The sequence below is a fragment of the Maribacter flavus genome (assembly GCF_008386635.1).
Classification (GTDB): Bacteria; Bacteroidota; Bacteroidia; order Flavobacteriales; family Flavobacteriaceae; genus Maribacter; species Maribacter flavus.
In genome coordinates this window covers 811874-828425 of record NZ_VUOE01000002.1, presented here as the reverse complement: position 1 = coordinate 828425, position 16552 = coordinate 811874, and the positions used below count along the sequence as shown (strand labels likewise).

Below are 16552 nucleotides of genomic sequence, written 5' to 3'. Positions count from 1 at the left end.
TATGGAAAAGTTAAAGGGAACAGGTGTGGCGTTGATAACCCCGTTTACGGCGTCGGGTTCTATAGATGTGGAAGCCTTGAAAGAAATAGTTTCCTTTACTATTGAAGGAGGTGTGGACTACCTTGTGGCTTTGGGTACCACGGCAGAATCTGTCACCCTTTCCAAACGCGAAAAGCAATTGGTCAAGGATACCATAATCGAGGCAAACGAGGGTAGGCTTCCATTGGTAATAGGTATAGGGGGGAACAATACCGCTGCTTTGGTAGAAGAACTCCAAACCACGGACCTTAGCCATTTTGATGCGGTACTTTCCGTTTCGCCCTACTACAACAAACCGACTCAGGAAGGAATTTATCAACATTTTAAGGCTTTGGCCGAAGCTTCTCCCTTACCTATAATTCTCTATAACGTGCCGGGTAGAACCGGAAGCAATATGTTGCCAAGTACTACGCTCAGGTTGGCACGGGATTTTGAAAATATCGTTGCCATAAAGGAGGCCTGTGGAAATATGGTACAAGTAATGGAATTGATTGAACAAAGACCTAAAGGCTTCTTGGTGCTTTCTGGGGATGATATTACCGCTTTACCCACTATTTTGGCCGGTGGAGAAGGTGTCATTTCCGTTATAGGTCAAGGTTTGCCCTCCGTATTTTCACAAATGGTAGGTCTTGGAATGGATGGCAACAGTGACGAGGCCTATGAATTGCACTACATGATGCAAGAAGGGATGGGCCTTATTTTTGAGGAAGGCAATCCTGCCGGTATAAAGGCAATTTTTGAGATTCTAGGTATGTGCAGGGCATCGGTACGGTTGCCACTATTGGAAGCATCTTCAGGTCTAAAGAATAAAATAGCCGATTTTATAGCTTCCCTTACCAAGATTCCGGCATAACCCCATCGGCGTTAAATCCATGCCAAATACGACGGGTTTATCCAATAACGGTCCTATTTTTAGCGGGTTAAAAATGTTTTTTAAATCCGTTGATAATCACTAATTTTGCAAAATGTTTTTCAAAATGAGAAAATTTATTGCTTTTGGTCTGTTGTTGGTAGTTTTTCAATCCTGTAGCGAATACCAAAAAGTGCTCAAGAACGAGGATCTGAAGGCAAAATACGACCTTGCCGAAAAATTCTACGATGCAAAGGACTTTAAGCGGGCAAATAGGCTTTTAGAGCAGATTGCGCCTAAATACGTAGGCAAACCCCAAGGTGAGCGGGTAATGTTCTTTTTGGCTAACAGTTATTTTGAGCGCGGGGATTATAACATGGCCGGATATCAATTTGAGCGGTTTATAAAGTCGTATCCAAAAAGCGATAAAATTACCGAAGCATCATTTTTAGGTGCCAAAAGTTACTATGAGCTTTCCCCCACCTATTCCTTGGACCAGACCGATACGGACAAGGCGCTTTTAAAATTACAGAACTTTATTAATACGTATCCAGAGTCGGAATTCTTTGACGATGCCAATGCGATGGCCCAGGAGCTTACACGAAAAAAGGAGAAAAAAGCGTTTGAGATTCTCAAGCAATACAACAAGCTTGGGGAATTTAATTACGATATGCTGAAATCTGCCATTGCAGCGAGCGATAACTTTATTTCGGATTTTCCTGGTTCCATTTACAGGGAGGACGCCTATTTCGTAAAAGTAGATGCCCTTACCCACTTGGCCATCAATAGTTTTGAAAGCCTTCAGGAGGAGCGACTAAGCGAAGCCATGGAAGCCTATAAAATGTTGATGAAGCAATATCCAAGTACAAAATACGAAAAGGAATCTGCCGAGCTCCTGAAGCGGATCAATAACGAATTGCAGAAATTCAATACCATAGAAGAATCAAAATAACTAGTTTTTAGTATGAACATGAACGATTTAAAAAACTCCAAGGCGCCCGTATCAACGGTGACCATCAACCGAAATGAGTTTGATGCCCCTACCAACAATATTTATGAGGCAATTTCCATTGCTTCTAAGCGTGCCATACAAATCAATTCCGAAATTAAGAAAGAATTGCTCGAGAAATTGGAGGAGTTTGCCACCTATAGTGATAGCCTGGAAGAGGTTTTTGAGAACAAGGAACAAATAGAAGTTTCCAAATTCTACGAAAAGCTTCCCAAACCACACGCCTTAGCAGTAGAAGAGTGGTTGAACGATAAAATTTACCACAGAAATACGGAGAAAGACGTATAGAAAAGATGTTGGAAGGCAAAAACATCCTCTTAGGCATAACCGGAGGGATAGCTGCCTATAAGACCACCTTTCTAGTACGTTTATTGATAAAAGCTGGCGCTATGGTTAAGATCGTTCTTACCGAAAGCGCCAGTTGCTTTGTATCCCCGTTGACCCTTGCCACGCTCTCAAAAAATCCCGTAGTTTCCAATTTCGTCAAGACAGAAAACAATACGACCGATTGGAACAACCACGTGGAATTGGGACTCTGGGCGGATATCATGCTTATAGCCCCCGCAACCGCCAATACGCTTTCAAAAATGGCAAGCGGGGCTGCAGACAATATCCTTTTGGCATGTTACCTATCGGCAAAATGCCCCGTTTTTTTTGCTCCTGCGATGGATTTGGACATGTACCAACATCCTACTACAAAAAAGTCTTTCGAGGCACTGGAGTCTTTTGGAAATTTGATGATTCCTGCGGCTTCCGGTGAATTGGCCAGTGGACTGCATGGAGAAGGAAGGATGGCGGAGCCCGAGGCTATCGTACAGTTTCTATTCAATTATTTGTCCGCCGGGCTTCCCTTGAAAAATAAAAAGGTATTGATTACCGCCGGGCCTACCTACGAAGCAATTGATCCCGTGCGTTTCATTGGAAATCATTCTTCGGGATTGATGGGGTTTGAATTGGCGAAGGCTGCATCAGATCTAGGTGCAGAAGTCGTTTTGGTATCCGGACCTTCAAAATATGAAGCAGCCAATGAAAGCATACACTTGATACGGGTTGTCTCCGCCGATGAAATGTATGAAAAGGCCCACAGGCATTTCGCCGATTCTGACATTGTCATGTGTGCGGCCGCTGTGGCCGACTACAAGCCGAAAGTCAAATCGGCCCAAAAAATAAAAAAATCCAATGCCGAATTGCAAATTGACCTTGTTAAAAACAGGGATATTTTGTATTCCTTCGGTCAAGAAAAAAAATCTCAATTTCTGGTCGGTTTCGCCTTGGAAACGGAAAACGAACTGGAAAATGCAAAATCGAAGCTCAAACGTAAGAATTTGGATGCCATCGTTTTGAACTCCATTAACGATCAGGGAGCCGGATTTGGAGGCACCACCAACAAAATTAGCTTTATAGATACCAATTTGGAGATCCAAACGTTTGAATTAAAAACTAAGGCTGCAGTAGCCAAGGATATCCTGAACGAAATCATAAAAAGACGCTATGCGTAAGTTGTTATCGATCCTGTTAATTTTTCTAGGTATTTTATCGCTTCATGCGCAGGAATTGAATTGTACGGTGACTATAAATTCGGATCAGGTTTCACAGACCAACCAACAAATTTTCAAGACCTTGGAACGCTCCTTGAGTGATTTCGTCAATAAAAACAAGTGGACGAACAGAGTTTATAAGGAAAATGAACGGGTAAATGCCCAAATGTTCATAACGATTACGGACTATGAATCGGACCGATTTAGCGGTAACATCCAAATCCAATCCTCACGACCGGTATACAACACTTCCTATGAAAGCCCGGTCTTCAATTATAAGGACAACCAGTTCAACTTTCAATACATAGAATTCCAGCCTTTGGTCTTTAATGAAAATGTATTCGAATCCAACTTAGTGGCCGTGGTCGCTTATTATGTCTATATTATTTTGGGACTTGATGCGGATACGTTTTCCTTGGAAGGCGGTACCGATTTCTATCGAAAGGCCCAAAGTATCGTAACGCAAGCCCAAGGTAGTAATTATAGTGGTTGGACACAAACAACGGATCGTAGCAGATTTGAATTGGTGGACAATTTACTATCCAATACGTATAAAGAATATCGCGTGGCGATGTACAACTATCATAGAAAAGGTTTGGATATTTTGGCCGATAACAACAGTACTGGAAAGCAGATCATTGCAGGTACCATGAACCTGTTCCAGACCATGATCAATAGAAGGCCCAATGCCTTTCTGATTCAGACCTTCTTCGATGCCAAGTCCGAGGAAATCCAGAACATCTTCTCCGATGGTCCCAAGGTGGATATTGTAAAACTAAAGGAGACCCTCAACAAAATTGCCCCCCTGTATTCCAGCACTTGGAATGAAATTAAGTATTGATTTTTTTGGCTTTTGGCCATTTGCTGTTCGCTGAGCGTACAAGGCTAATTGCTACTCGATTAATAGCGTAATAGACATTTGGAATTTGAATTTTTTAATTCATTTTTCCAACAAATAGCTAATTATTTTTCGTTTTTCACTGTCCGCTGAACGATAAGCGCTATTCGCACTAAAATTTAATATTTTCCACTTTTAACTTTTGACTTTTCATTTTGAACTTGAACTTGTTATTGAATTTGATTTTGATACCCTAAATAGATTACCTTTGATTTTCTAAAAATTCAAGGATTTGCTGACCAATCTTTCCATTGACAATTACGCACTGATCGATAGTCTAGAAGTCGGTTTGGATGCTGGTTTTACCATTATCACCGGTGAAACAGGTGCCGGAAAATCCATTTTTTTGGGAGGTCTTTCCTTGGTATTGGGAAAGCGGGCGGATCTGTCTTCTCTGAGGGACAAAGAACGCAAGTGCGTTATAGAAGCCTATTTCCAGATCAAGAACTATGGTCTCCAATCGTTTTTTAAGGAGAATGATTTGGATTATGAGGATAGTTCGGTAATTCGAAGGGAAATTCTCCCCAGTGGCAAATCGAGGGCATTCATTAACGATACCCCGGTAACCTTGGATGTGCTGTCCCAATTGGGGGACCGACTCATAGACATCCATTCCCAACATCAAACGTTGCGATTGACCGAGAACGATTTTCAATTAAAATTGATTGACGCCTTGGCGGACAATAAGTCTCGGCTCTATGAATTTAGAAAGACGTTGTCTTCCTATACATCCACAGAAACGGTACTTCAGGAACTTATCGAGTTTCAAAATAACGCCCTAAAGGAACAGGACTATAATGATTTTCTATTGACTGAACTGGAAGCGGCGCCCTTAATGGAGGGTATTTTGGAAGAATTGGAAGAGCAGTACGAGCAATTGAACAATGTGGAATTGATCATGGAGGAACTTTCCAAGGGCGACCAGTTGATGAACGACGAACAGATCGGACTAACAACACTCTTGTCCGACTTAAAAAGCACTCTCTCCCGACTGTCCGGTTTTGGGAAGCAATATCAAAACCTACACGAGCGCATCCAATCCGTTTATATTGAAATAGATGACATAAATGCAGAGCTTCAGGCCTTTCGGGATGGGGTAGAGTCCAATCCAGAGCTTTTGGAACAGACCAACACCAAATTGCAATTACTGTACAATCTACAGAAAAAACATGGGGTTTCTGAAATATCGGAATTGATTAAAATAAGGGAGGAACTTTCCCAAAAAGCCTTTGAAACCGCCCATGTGGATGAAAAGATATCCATCAAAAGGAGGGAACTCCAGGACTTGGAATCCGCCTTGGAGGAACAGGCACTGGTACTAAGGGAACGCAGGAATGCCATTATACCTGATTTAAAAAACCAGTTGGAATCGGATTTGGCCCACCTGGGAATGCCCAGTGCTTCCTTCAGAATCCAACTGGAAAGTACGGATACGTTTAGGACCAACGGCATGGACGAGCTTTCTTTTTTGTTTACGGCCAATAAAGGAAGTGATTATGGCGAACTTAAAAAAGTGGCATCGGGCGGTGAACTTTCCAGGATTATGTTGGTCATAAAGGCCATTTTGGCGAAATACGAAAAATTGCCCACCATCATGTTCGATGAAATCGACACGGGCGTATCCGGGGAAATATCGAACCGTATGGCGGACATCATGAAGGAAATGAGCAAGGATATGCAGGTATTTACCATTACGCACCTGCCGCAGGTCGCATCCAAGGGCAATCACCATTTTAAAGTGTTTAAGACCGATACGACCGATGGAACCAGTACCAACATGCGCAAACTGTCCAATGATGAAAGAGTAGTGGAACTCGCCCAAATGCTAGGAGGCAACGAACTATCGGATTCCGCCTTGGCGCATGCCCGGCAATTGCTAAATTAAATCCGAAGGGGTAAAATCGGATTGGTATATTTTAAATATCTTTGAAAAATTAACAATTGAAAGAACCAACGAACATGGCCTATAATCTATTGAAAGGAAAAAAGGGAATCATTTTTGGCGCATTGGATGCCAATTCAATCGCATGGAAAACAGCGGAACGCGTGCATGAGGAAGGTGGAACATTTGTCCTAACCAATGCTCCCATAGCGATGCGAATGGGGCAGATCAAGGAGTTGGCCGAAAAGACGGGTTCCGAAATTATTCCCGCCGATGCCACGAACGAGGAAGATTTGGCCAATTTAGTGACCAAGTCCGTGGAAATTTTGGGAGGCAAGTTGGATTTTGTACTACATTCTATCGGGATGTCAGTAAATGTGCGAAAGGGAAGGGCCTACACCGATGAAAACTATGATTTTACGGCAAAAGGCTGGGATGTTTCCGCGCTATCCTTTCATAAAGTAATGCAATCCTTATACAAGAACGATGCAATGAACGAGTGGGGCAGTATCGTTGCCTTGACGTATATGGCCGCACAGCGTACGTTCCCAGATTATAACGATATGGCAGACAATAAAGCCTATCTGGAGTCCGTAGCCCGTAGTTTTGGTTATTTCTTCGGTAAGGAAAAGAAGGTTCGGGTCAATACTATTTCCCAATCCCCAACGGCAACCACTGCCGGTCAGGGTATCAAGGGCTTTGATGGCTTTATTAATTACGCGGAAAAAATGTCGCCTTTGGGGAATGCGACTGCCCAAGATTGTGCAGACTATACCCTAACTTTATTCTCAGACCTAACAAGAAAAGTGACCATGCAGAATCTTTTCCATGATGGCGGATTCTCCAATACAGGCGTTAGTCAGGAGGTGATAGATAAATTCTAAAAAGATTTTCCGAGAATTATCGGGGATTTTAATATGTGAAAATTTGAAATGAATTTATCATTTTCGTTTATAATCCCGGTATATAACAGGCCCAGCGAAATAGAGGAACTTTTGGAGAGTCTTTTAAAACAGACCTATCCCAAGGAATTTGAAGTTGTGGTTATTGAAGATGGTTCCACAGTTCCCTCAAAAGAGGTTGTTGCAAGTTATGAGGGACAACTCAATATATCCTATTTTCAAAAACCAAATTCTGGCCCAGGGGATTCCCGTAATTTTGGTATGAAAAATGCCAAGGGGAACTATTTCATTGTCCTGGATTCCGATTGCATTCTACCGCCACAATATTTGGAGGAGGCTGAAAAAAGCCTAACCCAGGAATTTGTACATTGCTATGGCGGCCCTGATGCGGCACACTCCTCCTTTAGTGATGTGCAAAAGGCAATCAATTATGCCATGACCTCCTTTTTGACCACAGGCGGAATCCGCGGAAGAAAGGATGCCGTAAATATATTCCAGCCCAGAAGTTTTAATATGGGCATTTCAAAGGAAGCATTTGAAGCCACTGGCGGTTATGGGAATATCCATCCCGGCGAAGACCCAGATTTGACGATCCGTATCTGGGAAAAGGGTTATGAGACAAAATTGATACCCGAAGCCTTTGTATACCATAAAAGAAGGATAGACTGGAACAAATTTTACATACAGGTCAGGAAATTTGGAATGGTACGCCCCATACTTAACAAGTGGCACCCAACAACGGCAAAATTGACCTATTGGTTTCCCACGTTATTTATTTTATTCCTCTTAACATCTATTGGATTCGCTTTTTTGGGTTTTAAGGCTCCTTTAATTTGCGTTTTAATTTACTTTCTGGTCTTGTTTATGGATGCTACTGTTAGCACTAAAAGCTTAAAAGTGGGCAGTATGGCTGTTTTCGCTACGTTGGTGCAATTCGGAGGCTATGGTTTTGGTTTTTTGAAGTCTACTTTTTATACTACATTTAGTAGTAGGACACCGGAAGAAATTTTTCCGAAATTATTTTTTAGAACTTAGGATAGGTTGTGATCATAGAGCGAATAAAGACGGGATTAAAAAAGCGTAAGGTCAAGGTGTTTTTGGTCTTTTTATTTTTCTCCTTTTTGGCATGGTTGGTGAACAATCTTGCCCAAACGTTTGTAGGTACGACCTCTTTTGAATTGAACTATGTAAATGTTCCACCAGAGTATCTCTTAGTAGAAAGTCCTAGAAGTGAACTACGGGTTCGGTTACGTGCCGTAGGCTTTCAATTTATTGGGTTTGGCATCAGAAAAAAGAGCATCCAGATCAATTTATCGGATATACAAAAGAAGTCGGATCGCTTTTACATACCTCCATCCGTTTACAGAAAGCAAGTACGAGATCAACTATCCAACAATATGGAACTGCTGGATATGGACAACGACACGATTTTTGTTAAATTGACTACACTTGAATCCAAGGAAGTTCCTGTTTTACCAAAGCTCAACATTACATTTGCCAAGAACCACACACTTATGGACTCTTTGGTAATTGAACCCAAAACCATTGTTGTCAACGGCCCAAAATCCCAAATTGATACTATTTCGTCCGTTTCTACCTCCTATACGGAACTATTGAACCTAACTACTGATTTTACAAAGAAAATTACGTTGGTTAAATCCCGGGAATTGACAAAGACCAATTTTGAGCCTACTATAGTGACAATTTCTGGGAAGATTTACAAATTTTCAGAACAGGTTTTTGAAGTTCCGGTCACTATGTTGAACCTACCGGATAGCGTTCAGGTCCGTATGTTCCCGGATGTCGTTCAGGTCGTTTGCCAAGCACCCTTGGAAGTGCTCAAAAAGATTTCCTCAGAGGATTTTCTGGTTTTGGCAGATTATGAAAAAATCGAGGAAAGTGACCAAAATATGTTGCCCGTGGTGCTCCGGGAAAAACCGGAAAATATCAACAGTGCCATCCTAAGACCCCAGGAAGTTGAATTTATTTTAAAGAAGGAATAATACCTGACTTATAAAGAGGAAACTATTTTTAATTTATTACTTTTTGTGGCATCCAAAATTTTTTAAACGCTTTTAAACAGATGAAAATAATTGGCCTTACCGGAGGCATTGGTAGTGGAAAAACTACCGTAGCAAAGATGTTTGAAGAATTGGGTGTACCTATTTATAATTCTGATTTGGAGGCCAAAAAACTTATGCATACCTCCAAAACCATTAGAAAAAAGCTGGTAGACTTGTTTGGGGAAACGGCCTATCATGATGGCAAATTGAACCGTTCATATATAGCAAAGTCGGTCTTTAACGACCCCCTATTATTGAAAAGGTTAAACAAAATTGTGCATCCTGTCGTTCGGAAACATTTTGTTAAATGGAGTGAAACTCAAAATGCCCCATACGTAATTCAAGAAACCGCATTGTTGTTTGAAAATGAAGCCCAGGGTTTATATGATAAGGTTATTTTGATCACTGCCCCTATGGAAGTACGCATAAAACGGCTTTTGGAACGGGACAACGCGACACGTGAGGAGATCTTGGCCCGAATGAACAATCAGTTGGAGGATTCAAAAAAGTTGCCCTTAGCGGATTATGTCATTGAAAATGTTAACCTAGAAAAAACTAGTGCAAAAGTAGACGAGATTCATTCTCGAATCCTTGATTTTTCATAAGGACGGCAAATTTTAACATTTGTGTTAAGGTTTGGTTAAACGTACTTAGGGCTTCCCTGTAAATAATTAATTTTAACATTATAATGAATAAGAGGTTATTTGTTCTCTTGGTAGTTCTAATGAGCCTTTCTCTCATTGGGTTGATTTTCATTCAAAGTATTTGGATAAAAAAATCCGTCGAGAACAAGGAGGAACAGTTTTCAAATGTTGTTTCCGAAGCTTTAAATAGTGTTACCAATCAAATAGAGGAGCGGGAGAAAAAAAATTATTACGATAGATATCTTTATGCAAAGGATAGTATCGGGGAATTGAAGGAAACTCATTTCAGAAATTTCTTTTTCATTGATAGGGATGTCAATTCCAATGAGATATTGTTGTATGAGCATGGTATCCTGGAGGAGGACTATGGAATTTCCTCAACGTTCTTTGATAATGGAGAAGTGGGCGATACCACTTTCATCAAAAACTATACAAGCAAGCGTACTACTTCTATCTTTAGGGAAGATTTAAATATAGATGGAAAAGGATATCGGCTTACACCTATCCAAAGATTGGAAAAAATAGGTGGTTTGAGGGATATAGACAAATATGCCGTTGAAGATCTCTTTACGAACTACGCCAAAAGGGTTCCCATTCACAAGCGCGTATCCAAACAGGAAATTGAGTTATTGGTACAGCGGGAATTAGCTGATAGGGGCGTAGATATAGCTTTTGAATATGGTGTATATAGCAATGGTCTGCCGACCAAGTTGAAATCCAGAAAATTCAAATATTCAGAAGTGAATATTTATAAGTCACCCCTATTTACGGATTTTGACGGTATTTCCAACTTTGACTTGTTGGTTTCATTTCCAAAAAAGAAGCGCTTTTTGGTCCAGTCCATTTTGGGATTGGCACTTTTGTCACTCCTTTTTACACTAATAATCGTCATTGCCTATTCAGGGGCGATATACCAGTTGATCAGGCAAAAACAGATATCCGAGATAAAATCAGATTTCATCAACAACATGACGCATGAGTTCAAGACGCCCATTGCAACAATCAATCTTGCAGTTGAAGCGATTCGAAATCCAAAAATCATAGGTGACCAGGAAAAGGTTTCCCGCTATTTACAAATGATCAGGGACGAGAACAAACGTATGCACGCTCAAGTTGAAAATGTACTTCGTATCTCCAAATTGGAAAAAAATCAATTGGATATCAGTAAGGATAGAGTAGATGCACATGATATAATAAACGATGCCATTACACATGTTGAACTTATCGTTCAGGATAGAGGTGGTTATATTGATACCCATTTGGATGCGCAACGTTCCGAGGTACTTGCAAATGAGATGCACTTTACCAATGTCATTGTTAATATTTTGGATAACGCCATAAAATATTCCAATGATGCGCCCAAAATAGATGTATTTACGGAAGTGGTAAAGAATAGTATTCTTATTAAAGTGCAAGATCAAGGAGCAGGGATGAGCAAGGCCGTATTAAAACGGGTTTTTGAAAAATTTTTTAGAGAACACACTGGAGATATTCACAATGTTAAGGGTCATGGATTAGGACTGGCCTATGTTAAAAAAATAGTAGATGATCATCAAGGGGAGGTATATGCGGAAAGTGAAAAAGACAAAGGAAGCACTTTCTACATTAAACTGCCTTTAATTTAAAAATTATGGAAACAGTAAATAAGAAAATACTTTTAGTAGAAGACGATCCAAACTTTGGTATTGTCCTTAAGGACTATTTGTCCATGAACGACTTTGATGTAACCTTGGCCAAAAATGGTATGGAAGGATTTGAAAAGTTTAAGAAGGACAATTATGACATTTGCATCTTGGATGTTATGATGCCTTATAAGGATGGGTTTACTTTGGCCAAGGAAATTAGGGAAAAGAACGAAAATGTTCCCATAGTTTTTTTAACGGCCAAAACCATGAAGGAAGATGTCCTAAAAGGTTATAAAGCTGGTGCCGATGATTATCTGAACAAACCTTTTGACTCTGAGGTGCTATTAATGAAAATAAAGGCCATACTTCAAAGAAAAGCATCCAGCAGCCTTGCCGATAGTAAAAAGTTCGAATTTGAAATTGGAGGCTTCCATCTCAATTCAAAACTTCGTTTTTTAAAATACAAGGAAGAGGAAGCTATAAAACTTTCACCAAAGGAGAACGAGCTGTTACGGCTTTTGGCCCTTCATGAAAACGACCTGATGCCGAGGGAACTGGCACTTACCAAAATCTGGAGAGATGACAATTACTTTACTTCCAGAAGTATGGACGTATACATCGCCAAACTTAGAAAATACCTAAAACGAGATGAAAATGTGGAAATTTTGAACATCCATGGCGAGGGTTTCCGGTTGGTCATAAAAAATGAGGACGAATAATCCTATCCTATCAAGGAATGGATATTAAAGCACCCAACAGGGTGCTTTTTTAATTTGAAAGAAGATGAAGAACCTGATTTACAATTTCTTCTGGAGAATTATCTATTCCTACTACAAGTGCGTTTTCTGGTTCCTCCAAAGTTTCAAATTGAGATTGCAACAATTCCTTGGGCATAAAATGCCCCTTTCTTAAACTAAGCCGATAACTAATTTGCTCCAAAGTACCCTTTAGAAATAGAAAAACAGCCACTTCTTCCAACCCGTTCCTTAACATTTCCCTATAGGTTGCTTTTAGTGCAGAACATACGATTACGGCCCCCTGCTCCCGATGCTTTATCCCCAATTCATTCAATGTTTCCAACCAACCTTTTCTATCATTATCATCTAAGGGAATCCCTTTGCTCATCTTATCGATGTTCGCTTGGGGATGGTAATGGTCCCCATCAAAAAAGGTATAACCCAATTTCTTGGCCAAAAGGTTCCCAACGGTCGATTTTCCACAACCGGAAACACCCATTACGAAAATAATTTTTGTTTCATTCATTTTGTAATTCTTTGACCTTCCTATCAACTTTGGTAATCATTTTATCTGTAGTGTTATCAAAATCCAACCACAGGACGTCCTCGGTTTTTTTGAACCAGGTAATCTGTCTTTTGGCAAATCTTCGCGTATTTTTCTTTATTTCGGAAACCGCAAAATCCAAGGTCCAATTTCCATTTAAATACTCAAAAAGTTCCTTGTAACCTACCGTTTGTAGTGCGTTCAAATCGCTATATGCAACTAGGGATTTCACTTCTGCCAACAGACCGTCCTGCATCATACCATCCACCCTTTCATTAATTTTATTATAGACCACTTTTCTGTCGGCCATTAAACCAACGGATACCACTTTGAAGTTTCTTTTGTCTTTGGGCCTATTCAAAAAACTGGAATAAGGTTTTCCCGTACCATAACAGATTTCCAAGGCCCTTATGATACGATGGGGGTTTTGAATATCCATTTTTTGATAGTGATCGGGGTCGAGTTCTTTGAGTCTGGATTGTAAACTTTCAATTCCTATTTCGGCTAGCTCCCTGTTCAGTTTTTCACGTATGGCACTATCCACTTGGGGAAAGGAATCCAGTCCCTTGGTGACGGCATCCACATAAAGACCGCTACCACCCACCATGATTGCCACATGATTTTTTTGAAATATTCCCTTCAACATGTTTAGGGCATCCCTCTCAAAATCACCCACGGAATAGGGTTCAAGTATACTTTTATGCTGTATGCAATGATGAACGGCACTGGAAAGCTCGGTAGGGTTTGGTACAGCGGTACCTATTGACATTTCCTTAAAAAACTGTCGGGAATCCGCGGAAATGATTTCCGTTTTGTAATGATTTGCCAATAAAATGGCCAATCGCGTTTTCCCGATCGCCGTGGGACCAATTACAGAAATGAGCACTTTATTCATTCAGCAAACTTCCGCAATTATAACAATGGCTGGCATCGTCCCTATGGCCTTCCTTGGAACATGATGGACACGCTTGGGTGTTTACATGGACGAATTTTTCCACTTTATCCTCGCCCGTTTTTAAAGCCCTGGACCGTTTCCCAAATTCAACGGTTACCATTCCCGTTGGCACGGCAATAACACCATAACCCAGCAGCATAATAACGGTTGCAATGAACTGACCCTGAGGGGTTATGGGAGCAATATCTCCGTAACCTACCGTAGTAAGTGTAACTATGGTCCAATAAATACTCATGGGGATGCTGGTAAATCCAGCTTCGTCGCCTTCTACCAAATACATCAAAGTACCCAACATTACGGAAAGTATCAAAACGGCAAACAAAAAGACCGTAATCTTGGCGCTACTTGCTCTCAAAGCACTTTTCAATTGTGAGGCTTCGCCAAGAAAACGGACCAATTTCAATATCCTAAATACGCGCAACAATCTAAATGCCCGCACCGCCAACAAAACCTGGGAGCCCGCAAGCACATAGGAAAGGTATAAGGGAATCGTGGATAAAAAATCGATGATGCCGTAGAAACTGAAAATATACTTAAAGGGCTTTTGTATGCAAATGATCCTTGCGATGTACTCTATGGTGAAAAGAATGGTGACGACCCATTCCAAGGTAAGAAGTGTTCTATGATATTCCTCATCGATTTGCTTCACACTTTCCAACATAATCAACAGCACACTGAAGAGTATGACAAAAATAAGGACAATATCAAACCATTTGCCCATAGGGGTGTCTGCCTCATAAATGATTTCATGAAGTTTCTGTTTCCAATCGGTATTTTCGCCCTTCTTGTTCAATGGTATTTACAAGGAAATCGTTTTCAATATTTTCCGTTTTCTTAGATATGATTCAATAATGAAATTGGCGTTTTGAGTGCCGTTCATTGGAGTTATCAAATTTTCTAAGATATGAATATTATTTATTTGATGGTTAAGGTCGTAATAACCAACACCCACCAAAGAACCTTTCCGAACCATAATGGCCGAATATTCACCTACCTCACGACCTTTATCCACCAACACCACTTCCTTATTCCTTAGCGAATATTTTTGCAGAGCTTCCAAAATCCGTTCATTGTAGGTTTCAACATCTTCCCTTTGAATACAGGCACCCTTGCATTTGCCTTCCAAATAGTTGGCACAGTTACCTCTGGCCTCACTTATGCCATTGATTTTGTCACATAGGTTGAATTCCCTAGTGATCTTAAACAAATGATTTTTTGCACTGAATTCCCCGTTGAAAAATCCCCAAGCGTCCGTACACTGATTTACCTTGACAGTTTTTAATCCCAAATACCCATATTCATTTTTTGAAAGACAGAGCGTATGGGAGAACATTCTTTTTCTTGGCATGGAATTGTATTTAGGCCTATTTTTTAATAGTTCCTGATGTTCTTTGAGCAGTGCCACCAATTCGCTGCCCGTTTTTTCATAGGTAACCTTTCTGGTATCCTTGGTCAGTTTTCTGGCCCGTTCCCCAGCCTTGGTAAATAGTTGGTTCACCTTTTTTTTGATATCGGTGCTTTTGCTCAAGTAAATGATATCCCCATCCTTGTTATGCATGTAAAAAACACCGGTCGTATTGGGCATGCTTTGGACAATATCCAATTGTTTTTCAGAGAGTTCCCCATGCGCCTCTTTTCTAATGACATCCTGGATTATGGTCTTTCCCGTATCCTTTGCCAGCAGTAGCTTGAATAATTTTACGGTAGCCAGGGCATCTCCATTTGCCCGGTGACGGTCACTTACCGGAATACCCAGGGATCTTACCAATTTACCCAAACTATAGGATTCGGCATCGGGTAAAAGCACTTTGGACAAGTCGACCGTGCAGAGGCTTTTTCGCTCGTAGTTATAACCCAATCTACGAAATTCCGTTCTCAGGATACGATAGTCGAACTGAGCATTATGTGCTACTAGTACGGCATCCTCGGTAATTTCGATGATTCTTTTGGCAACCTCATGAAACCTGGGTGCGGTGCGGAGCATTTTGTTGTTTATGCCGGTTAAATTGACAACATACGGCTGGATTTCCTTTTCGGGATTGATCAAGCTGATAAAAGAATCGGTTACTTTATGCCCATCGAATTTATGAATCGCGATTTCCGTAATGCCCTCTTCATTGAATTTCCCTCCCGTCGTTTCTATATCCAGTATGGCGTACATAAAATAATTTCAATCCTATTTTGAACGTTGCACTAACACGTTTAGTTGTAATTCCGTTTTCCAAAGATACTACTTCCAATGCGTACCATCGTGCTTCCTTCTTCAATGGCAACGGTATAATCGCCGCTCATTCCCATGGAAAGAATGGCTATTTGGGGAAGTGTATTTTTCAATTCGCGAAAAAGCCTGTTCAAGGTCCTGAATTCCCTTCTAACCTGTTCCATGTCATCCGTAAAGGTGGCCATACCCATCAATCCTTGAACGGATATGTTCTGTAGTTTTTTGTATTCCGGCTTGTGTATCAAATCTGTTATTTCATCGGCATCGAAACCAAATTTGGTATCCTCTTCGGCAATGTGTACCTGTAGAAGACAGGGAATTACCCGATCGTGCTTTTTTGCTTGTTTATCGATTTCGGTCAATAATTTTAGACTGTCCACTCCGTGTATCAAGGAAACGAACTCCGCCATATATTTGACCTTGTTGCGTTGTACGTGTCCGATCATATGCCATTGGATATCCTTGGGCATTTCCTCCCATTTTTGGACCATTTCCTGCACCTTGTTCTCCCCAAAGATTTTATGTCCGCTTTGGTAGGCTTGCATAAGATCAGACACCGGTTTGGTTTTGGAAACCGCTACCAAGGTTACGCTTTCAGGAATCTCTTTTTTGATGGACCTAAGGTTTTCGGCTATGGACATGGAT

The 16552-nt window shown here is 40.8% G+C and carries 17 protein-coding genes; 12 read left to right on the top strand and 5 right to left on the bottom strand.

Features of this window, described 5'->3' with window-relative positions:
• Window position 1 precedes the first annotated feature (1 nt).
• The 12 genes from dapA to F0361_RS13890 all read left to right on the top strand — a co-directional run bounded on the left by dapA (window position 2) and on the right by F0361_RS13890 (window position 12169).
• Window positions 2-892: a 4-hydroxy-tetrahydrodipicolinate synthase gene (gene dapA / locus F0361_RS13945; RefSeq protein ID WP_154919424.1), complete on the top strand. Its 891-nt coding sequence runs from the start codon at window positions 2-4 to the stop codon at window positions 890-892.
• Window positions 893-1016: 124 nt separating this feature from the next.
• On the top strand, window positions 1017-1841 hold the full coding sequence (locus tag F0361_RS13940) for an outer membrane protein assembly factor BamD (RefSeq protein WP_246160895.1): 825 nt from the start codon (window positions 1017-1019) through the stop codon (window positions 1839-1841).
• Between the two features lie 12 nt (window positions 1842-1853).
• Window positions 1854-2186, top strand: a complete 333-nt coding sequence (locus F0361_RS13935) for a DNA-directed RNA polymerase subunit omega (RefSeq protein WP_211361175.1) — start codon at window positions 1854-1856, stop codon at window positions 2184-2186.
• A gap of 5 nt (window positions 2187-2191) precedes the next feature.
• Window positions 2192-3397 carry a bifunctional phosphopantothenoylcysteine decarboxylase/phosphopantothenate--cysteine ligase CoaBC gene (coaBC, locus tag F0361_RS13930; protein ID WP_154919418.1) on the top strand — a complete coding sequence of 402 codons (1206 nt, stop codon included), beginning with the start codon at window positions 2192-2194 and terminating at the stop codon, window positions 3395-3397.
• The gene (porD, locus tag F0361_RS13925; protein WP_138258153.1) at window positions 3390-4277 is read left to right on the top strand and encodes a type IX secretion system protein PorD; all 888 of its coding nucleotides are present in this window, start codon (window positions 3390-3392) and stop codon (window positions 4275-4277) included. The genes coaBC and porD overlap by 8 nt, the downstream gene beginning before the upstream one ends.
• A 289-nt stretch (window positions 4278-4566) precedes the next feature.
• Entirely contained in the window at window positions 4567-6219 is a 1653-nt protein-coding gene (gene recN, locus F0361_RS13920; RefSeq protein ID WP_154919416.1) for a DNA repair protein RecN, read from the top strand.
• 74 nt (window positions 6220-6293) lie between these two features.
• Window positions 6294-7100 carry an enoyl-ACP reductase FabI gene (locus F0361_RS13915; protein WP_154920276.1) on the top strand — a complete coding sequence of 269 codons (807 nt, stop codon included), beginning with the start codon at window positions 6294-6296 and terminating at the stop codon, window positions 7098-7100.
• Between the two features lie 48 nt (window positions 7101-7148).
• On the top strand, window positions 7149-8153 hold the full coding sequence (locus tag F0361_RS13910) for a glycosyltransferase (RefSeq protein WP_154919414.1): 1005 nt from the start codon (window positions 7149-7151) through the stop codon (window positions 8151-8153).
• An 8-nt stretch (window positions 8154-8161) separates the two neighbouring features.
• On the top strand, window positions 8162-9121 hold the full coding sequence (locus F0361_RS13905; RefSeq protein WP_154919412.1) for a CdaR family protein: 960 nt from the start codon (window positions 8162-8164) through the stop codon (window positions 9119-9121).
• Window positions 9122-9201: 80 nt separating this feature from the next.
• Window positions 9202-9786, top strand: a complete 585-nt coding sequence (gene coaE / locus F0361_RS13900) for a dephospho-CoA kinase (protein WP_154919410.1) — start codon at window positions 9202-9204, stop codon at window positions 9784-9786.
• A gap of 83 nt (window positions 9787-9869) precedes the next feature.
• Entirely contained in the window at window positions 9870-11450 is a 1581-nt protein-coding gene (locus F0361_RS13895; RefSeq protein ID WP_154919407.1) for a sensor histidine kinase, read from the top strand.
• A 5-nt stretch (window positions 11451-11455) separates the two neighbouring features.
• Window positions 11456-12169: a response regulator transcription factor gene (locus tag F0361_RS13890; protein WP_138258160.1), complete on the top strand. Its 714-nt coding sequence runs from the start codon at window positions 11456-11458 to the stop codon at window positions 12167-12169.
• A 49-nt stretch (window positions 12170-12218) separates the two neighbouring features.
• Here the strand turns inward: F0361_RS13890 and F0361_RS13885 are convergent, their stop codons facing one another.
• From F0361_RS13885 to F0361_RS13865, 5 genes are read right to left on the bottom strand one after another with little or no spacing between them, the layout of a single operon-like run.
• On the bottom strand, window positions 12219-12713 hold the full coding sequence (locus F0361_RS13885; protein ID WP_154919405.1) for a gluconokinase: 495 nt from the start codon (window positions 12711-12713) through the stop codon (window positions 12219-12221).
• Window positions 12706-13626: a tRNA (adenosine(37)-N6)-dimethylallyltransferase MiaA gene (gene miaA, locus F0361_RS13880; RefSeq protein WP_154919403.1), complete on the bottom strand. Its 921-nt coding sequence runs from the start codon at window positions 13624-13626 to the stop codon at window positions 12706-12708. Before miaA ends, F0361_RS13885 begins: the two co-directional genes overlap by 8 nt.
• Window positions 13619-14479: an ion transporter gene (locus F0361_RS13875; RefSeq protein WP_240042712.1), complete on the bottom strand. Its 861-nt coding sequence runs from the start codon at window positions 14477-14479 to the stop codon at window positions 13619-13621. The genes miaA and F0361_RS13875 overlap by 8 nt, the downstream gene beginning before the upstream one ends.
• A 6-nt stretch (window positions 14480-14485) precedes the next feature.
• The gene (locus tag F0361_RS13870) at window positions 14486-15847 is read right to left on the bottom strand and encodes an exonuclease domain-containing protein (protein WP_154919401.1); all 1362 of its coding nucleotides are present in this window, start codon (window positions 15845-15847) and stop codon (window positions 14486-14488) included.
• 41 nt (window positions 15848-15888) lie between these two features.
• The gene (locus tag F0361_RS13865; RefSeq protein ID WP_154919399.1) at window positions 15889-16548 is read right to left on the bottom strand and encodes a YggS family pyridoxal phosphate-dependent enzyme; all 660 of its coding nucleotides are present in this window, start codon (window positions 16546-16548) and stop codon (window positions 15889-15891) included.
• Between the last annotated feature and the right edge of the window lie 4 nt (window positions 16549-16552).

Excerpts from the sequence above, each read along its gene's own strand:
- F0361_RS13885 (WP_154919405.1), bottom strand. The coding sequence starts at position 12,713 with ATGAATGAAACAAAAATTATTTTCGTAATGGGTGTTTCCGGTTGTGGA.
- miaA (WP_154919403.1), bottom strand. The coding sequence starts at position 13,626 with ATGAATAAAGTGCTCATTTCTGTAATTGGTCCCACGGCGATCGGGAAA.
- coaBC (WP_154919418.1), top strand. The coding sequence starts at position 2,192 with ATGTTGGAAGGCAAAAACATCCTCTTAGGCATAACCGGAGGGATAGCT.
- F0361_RS13915 (WP_154920276.1), top strand. The coding sequence starts at position 6,294 with ATGGCCTATAATCTATTGAAAGGAAAAAAGGGAATCATTTTTGGCGCA.
- F0361_RS13865 (WP_154919399.1), bottom strand. The coding sequence starts at position 16,548 with ATGTCCATAGCCGAAAACCTTAGGTCCATCAAAAAAGAGATTCCTGAA.
- F0361_RS13895 (WP_154919407.1), top strand. The coding sequence starts at position 9,870 with ATGAATAAGAGGTTATTTGTTCTCTTGGTAGTTCTAATGAGCCTTTCT.
- F0361_RS13940 (WP_246160895.1), top strand. The coding sequence starts at position 1,017 with ATGAGAAAATTTATTGCTTTTGGTCTGTTGTTGGTAGTTTTTCAATCC.
- F0361_RS13890 (WP_138258160.1), top strand. The coding sequence starts at position 11,456 with ATGGAAACAGTAAATAAGAAAATACTTTTAGTAGAAGACGATCCAAAC.
- dapA (WP_154919424.1), top strand. The coding sequence starts at position 2 with ATGGAAAAGTTAAAGGGAACAGGTGTGGCGTTGATAACCCCGTTTACG.
- coaE (WP_154919410.1), top strand. The coding sequence starts at position 9,202 with ATGAAAATAATTGGCCTTACCGGAGGCATTGGTAGTGGAAAAACTACC.
- porD (WP_138258153.1), top strand. The coding sequence starts at position 3,390 with ATGCGTAAGTTGTTATCGATCCTGTTAATTTTTCTAGGTATTTTATCG.
- F0361_RS13910 (WP_154919414.1), top strand. The coding sequence starts at position 7,149 with ATGAATTTATCATTTTCGTTTATAATCCCGGTATATAACAGGCCCAGC.
- F0361_RS13870 (WP_154919401.1), bottom strand. The coding sequence starts at position 15,847 with ATGTACGCCATACTGGATATAGAAACGACGGGAGGGAAATTCAATGAA.
- F0361_RS13935 (WP_211361175.1), top strand. The coding sequence starts at position 1,854 with ATGAACATGAACGATTTAAAAAACTCCAAGGCGCCCGTATCAACGGTG.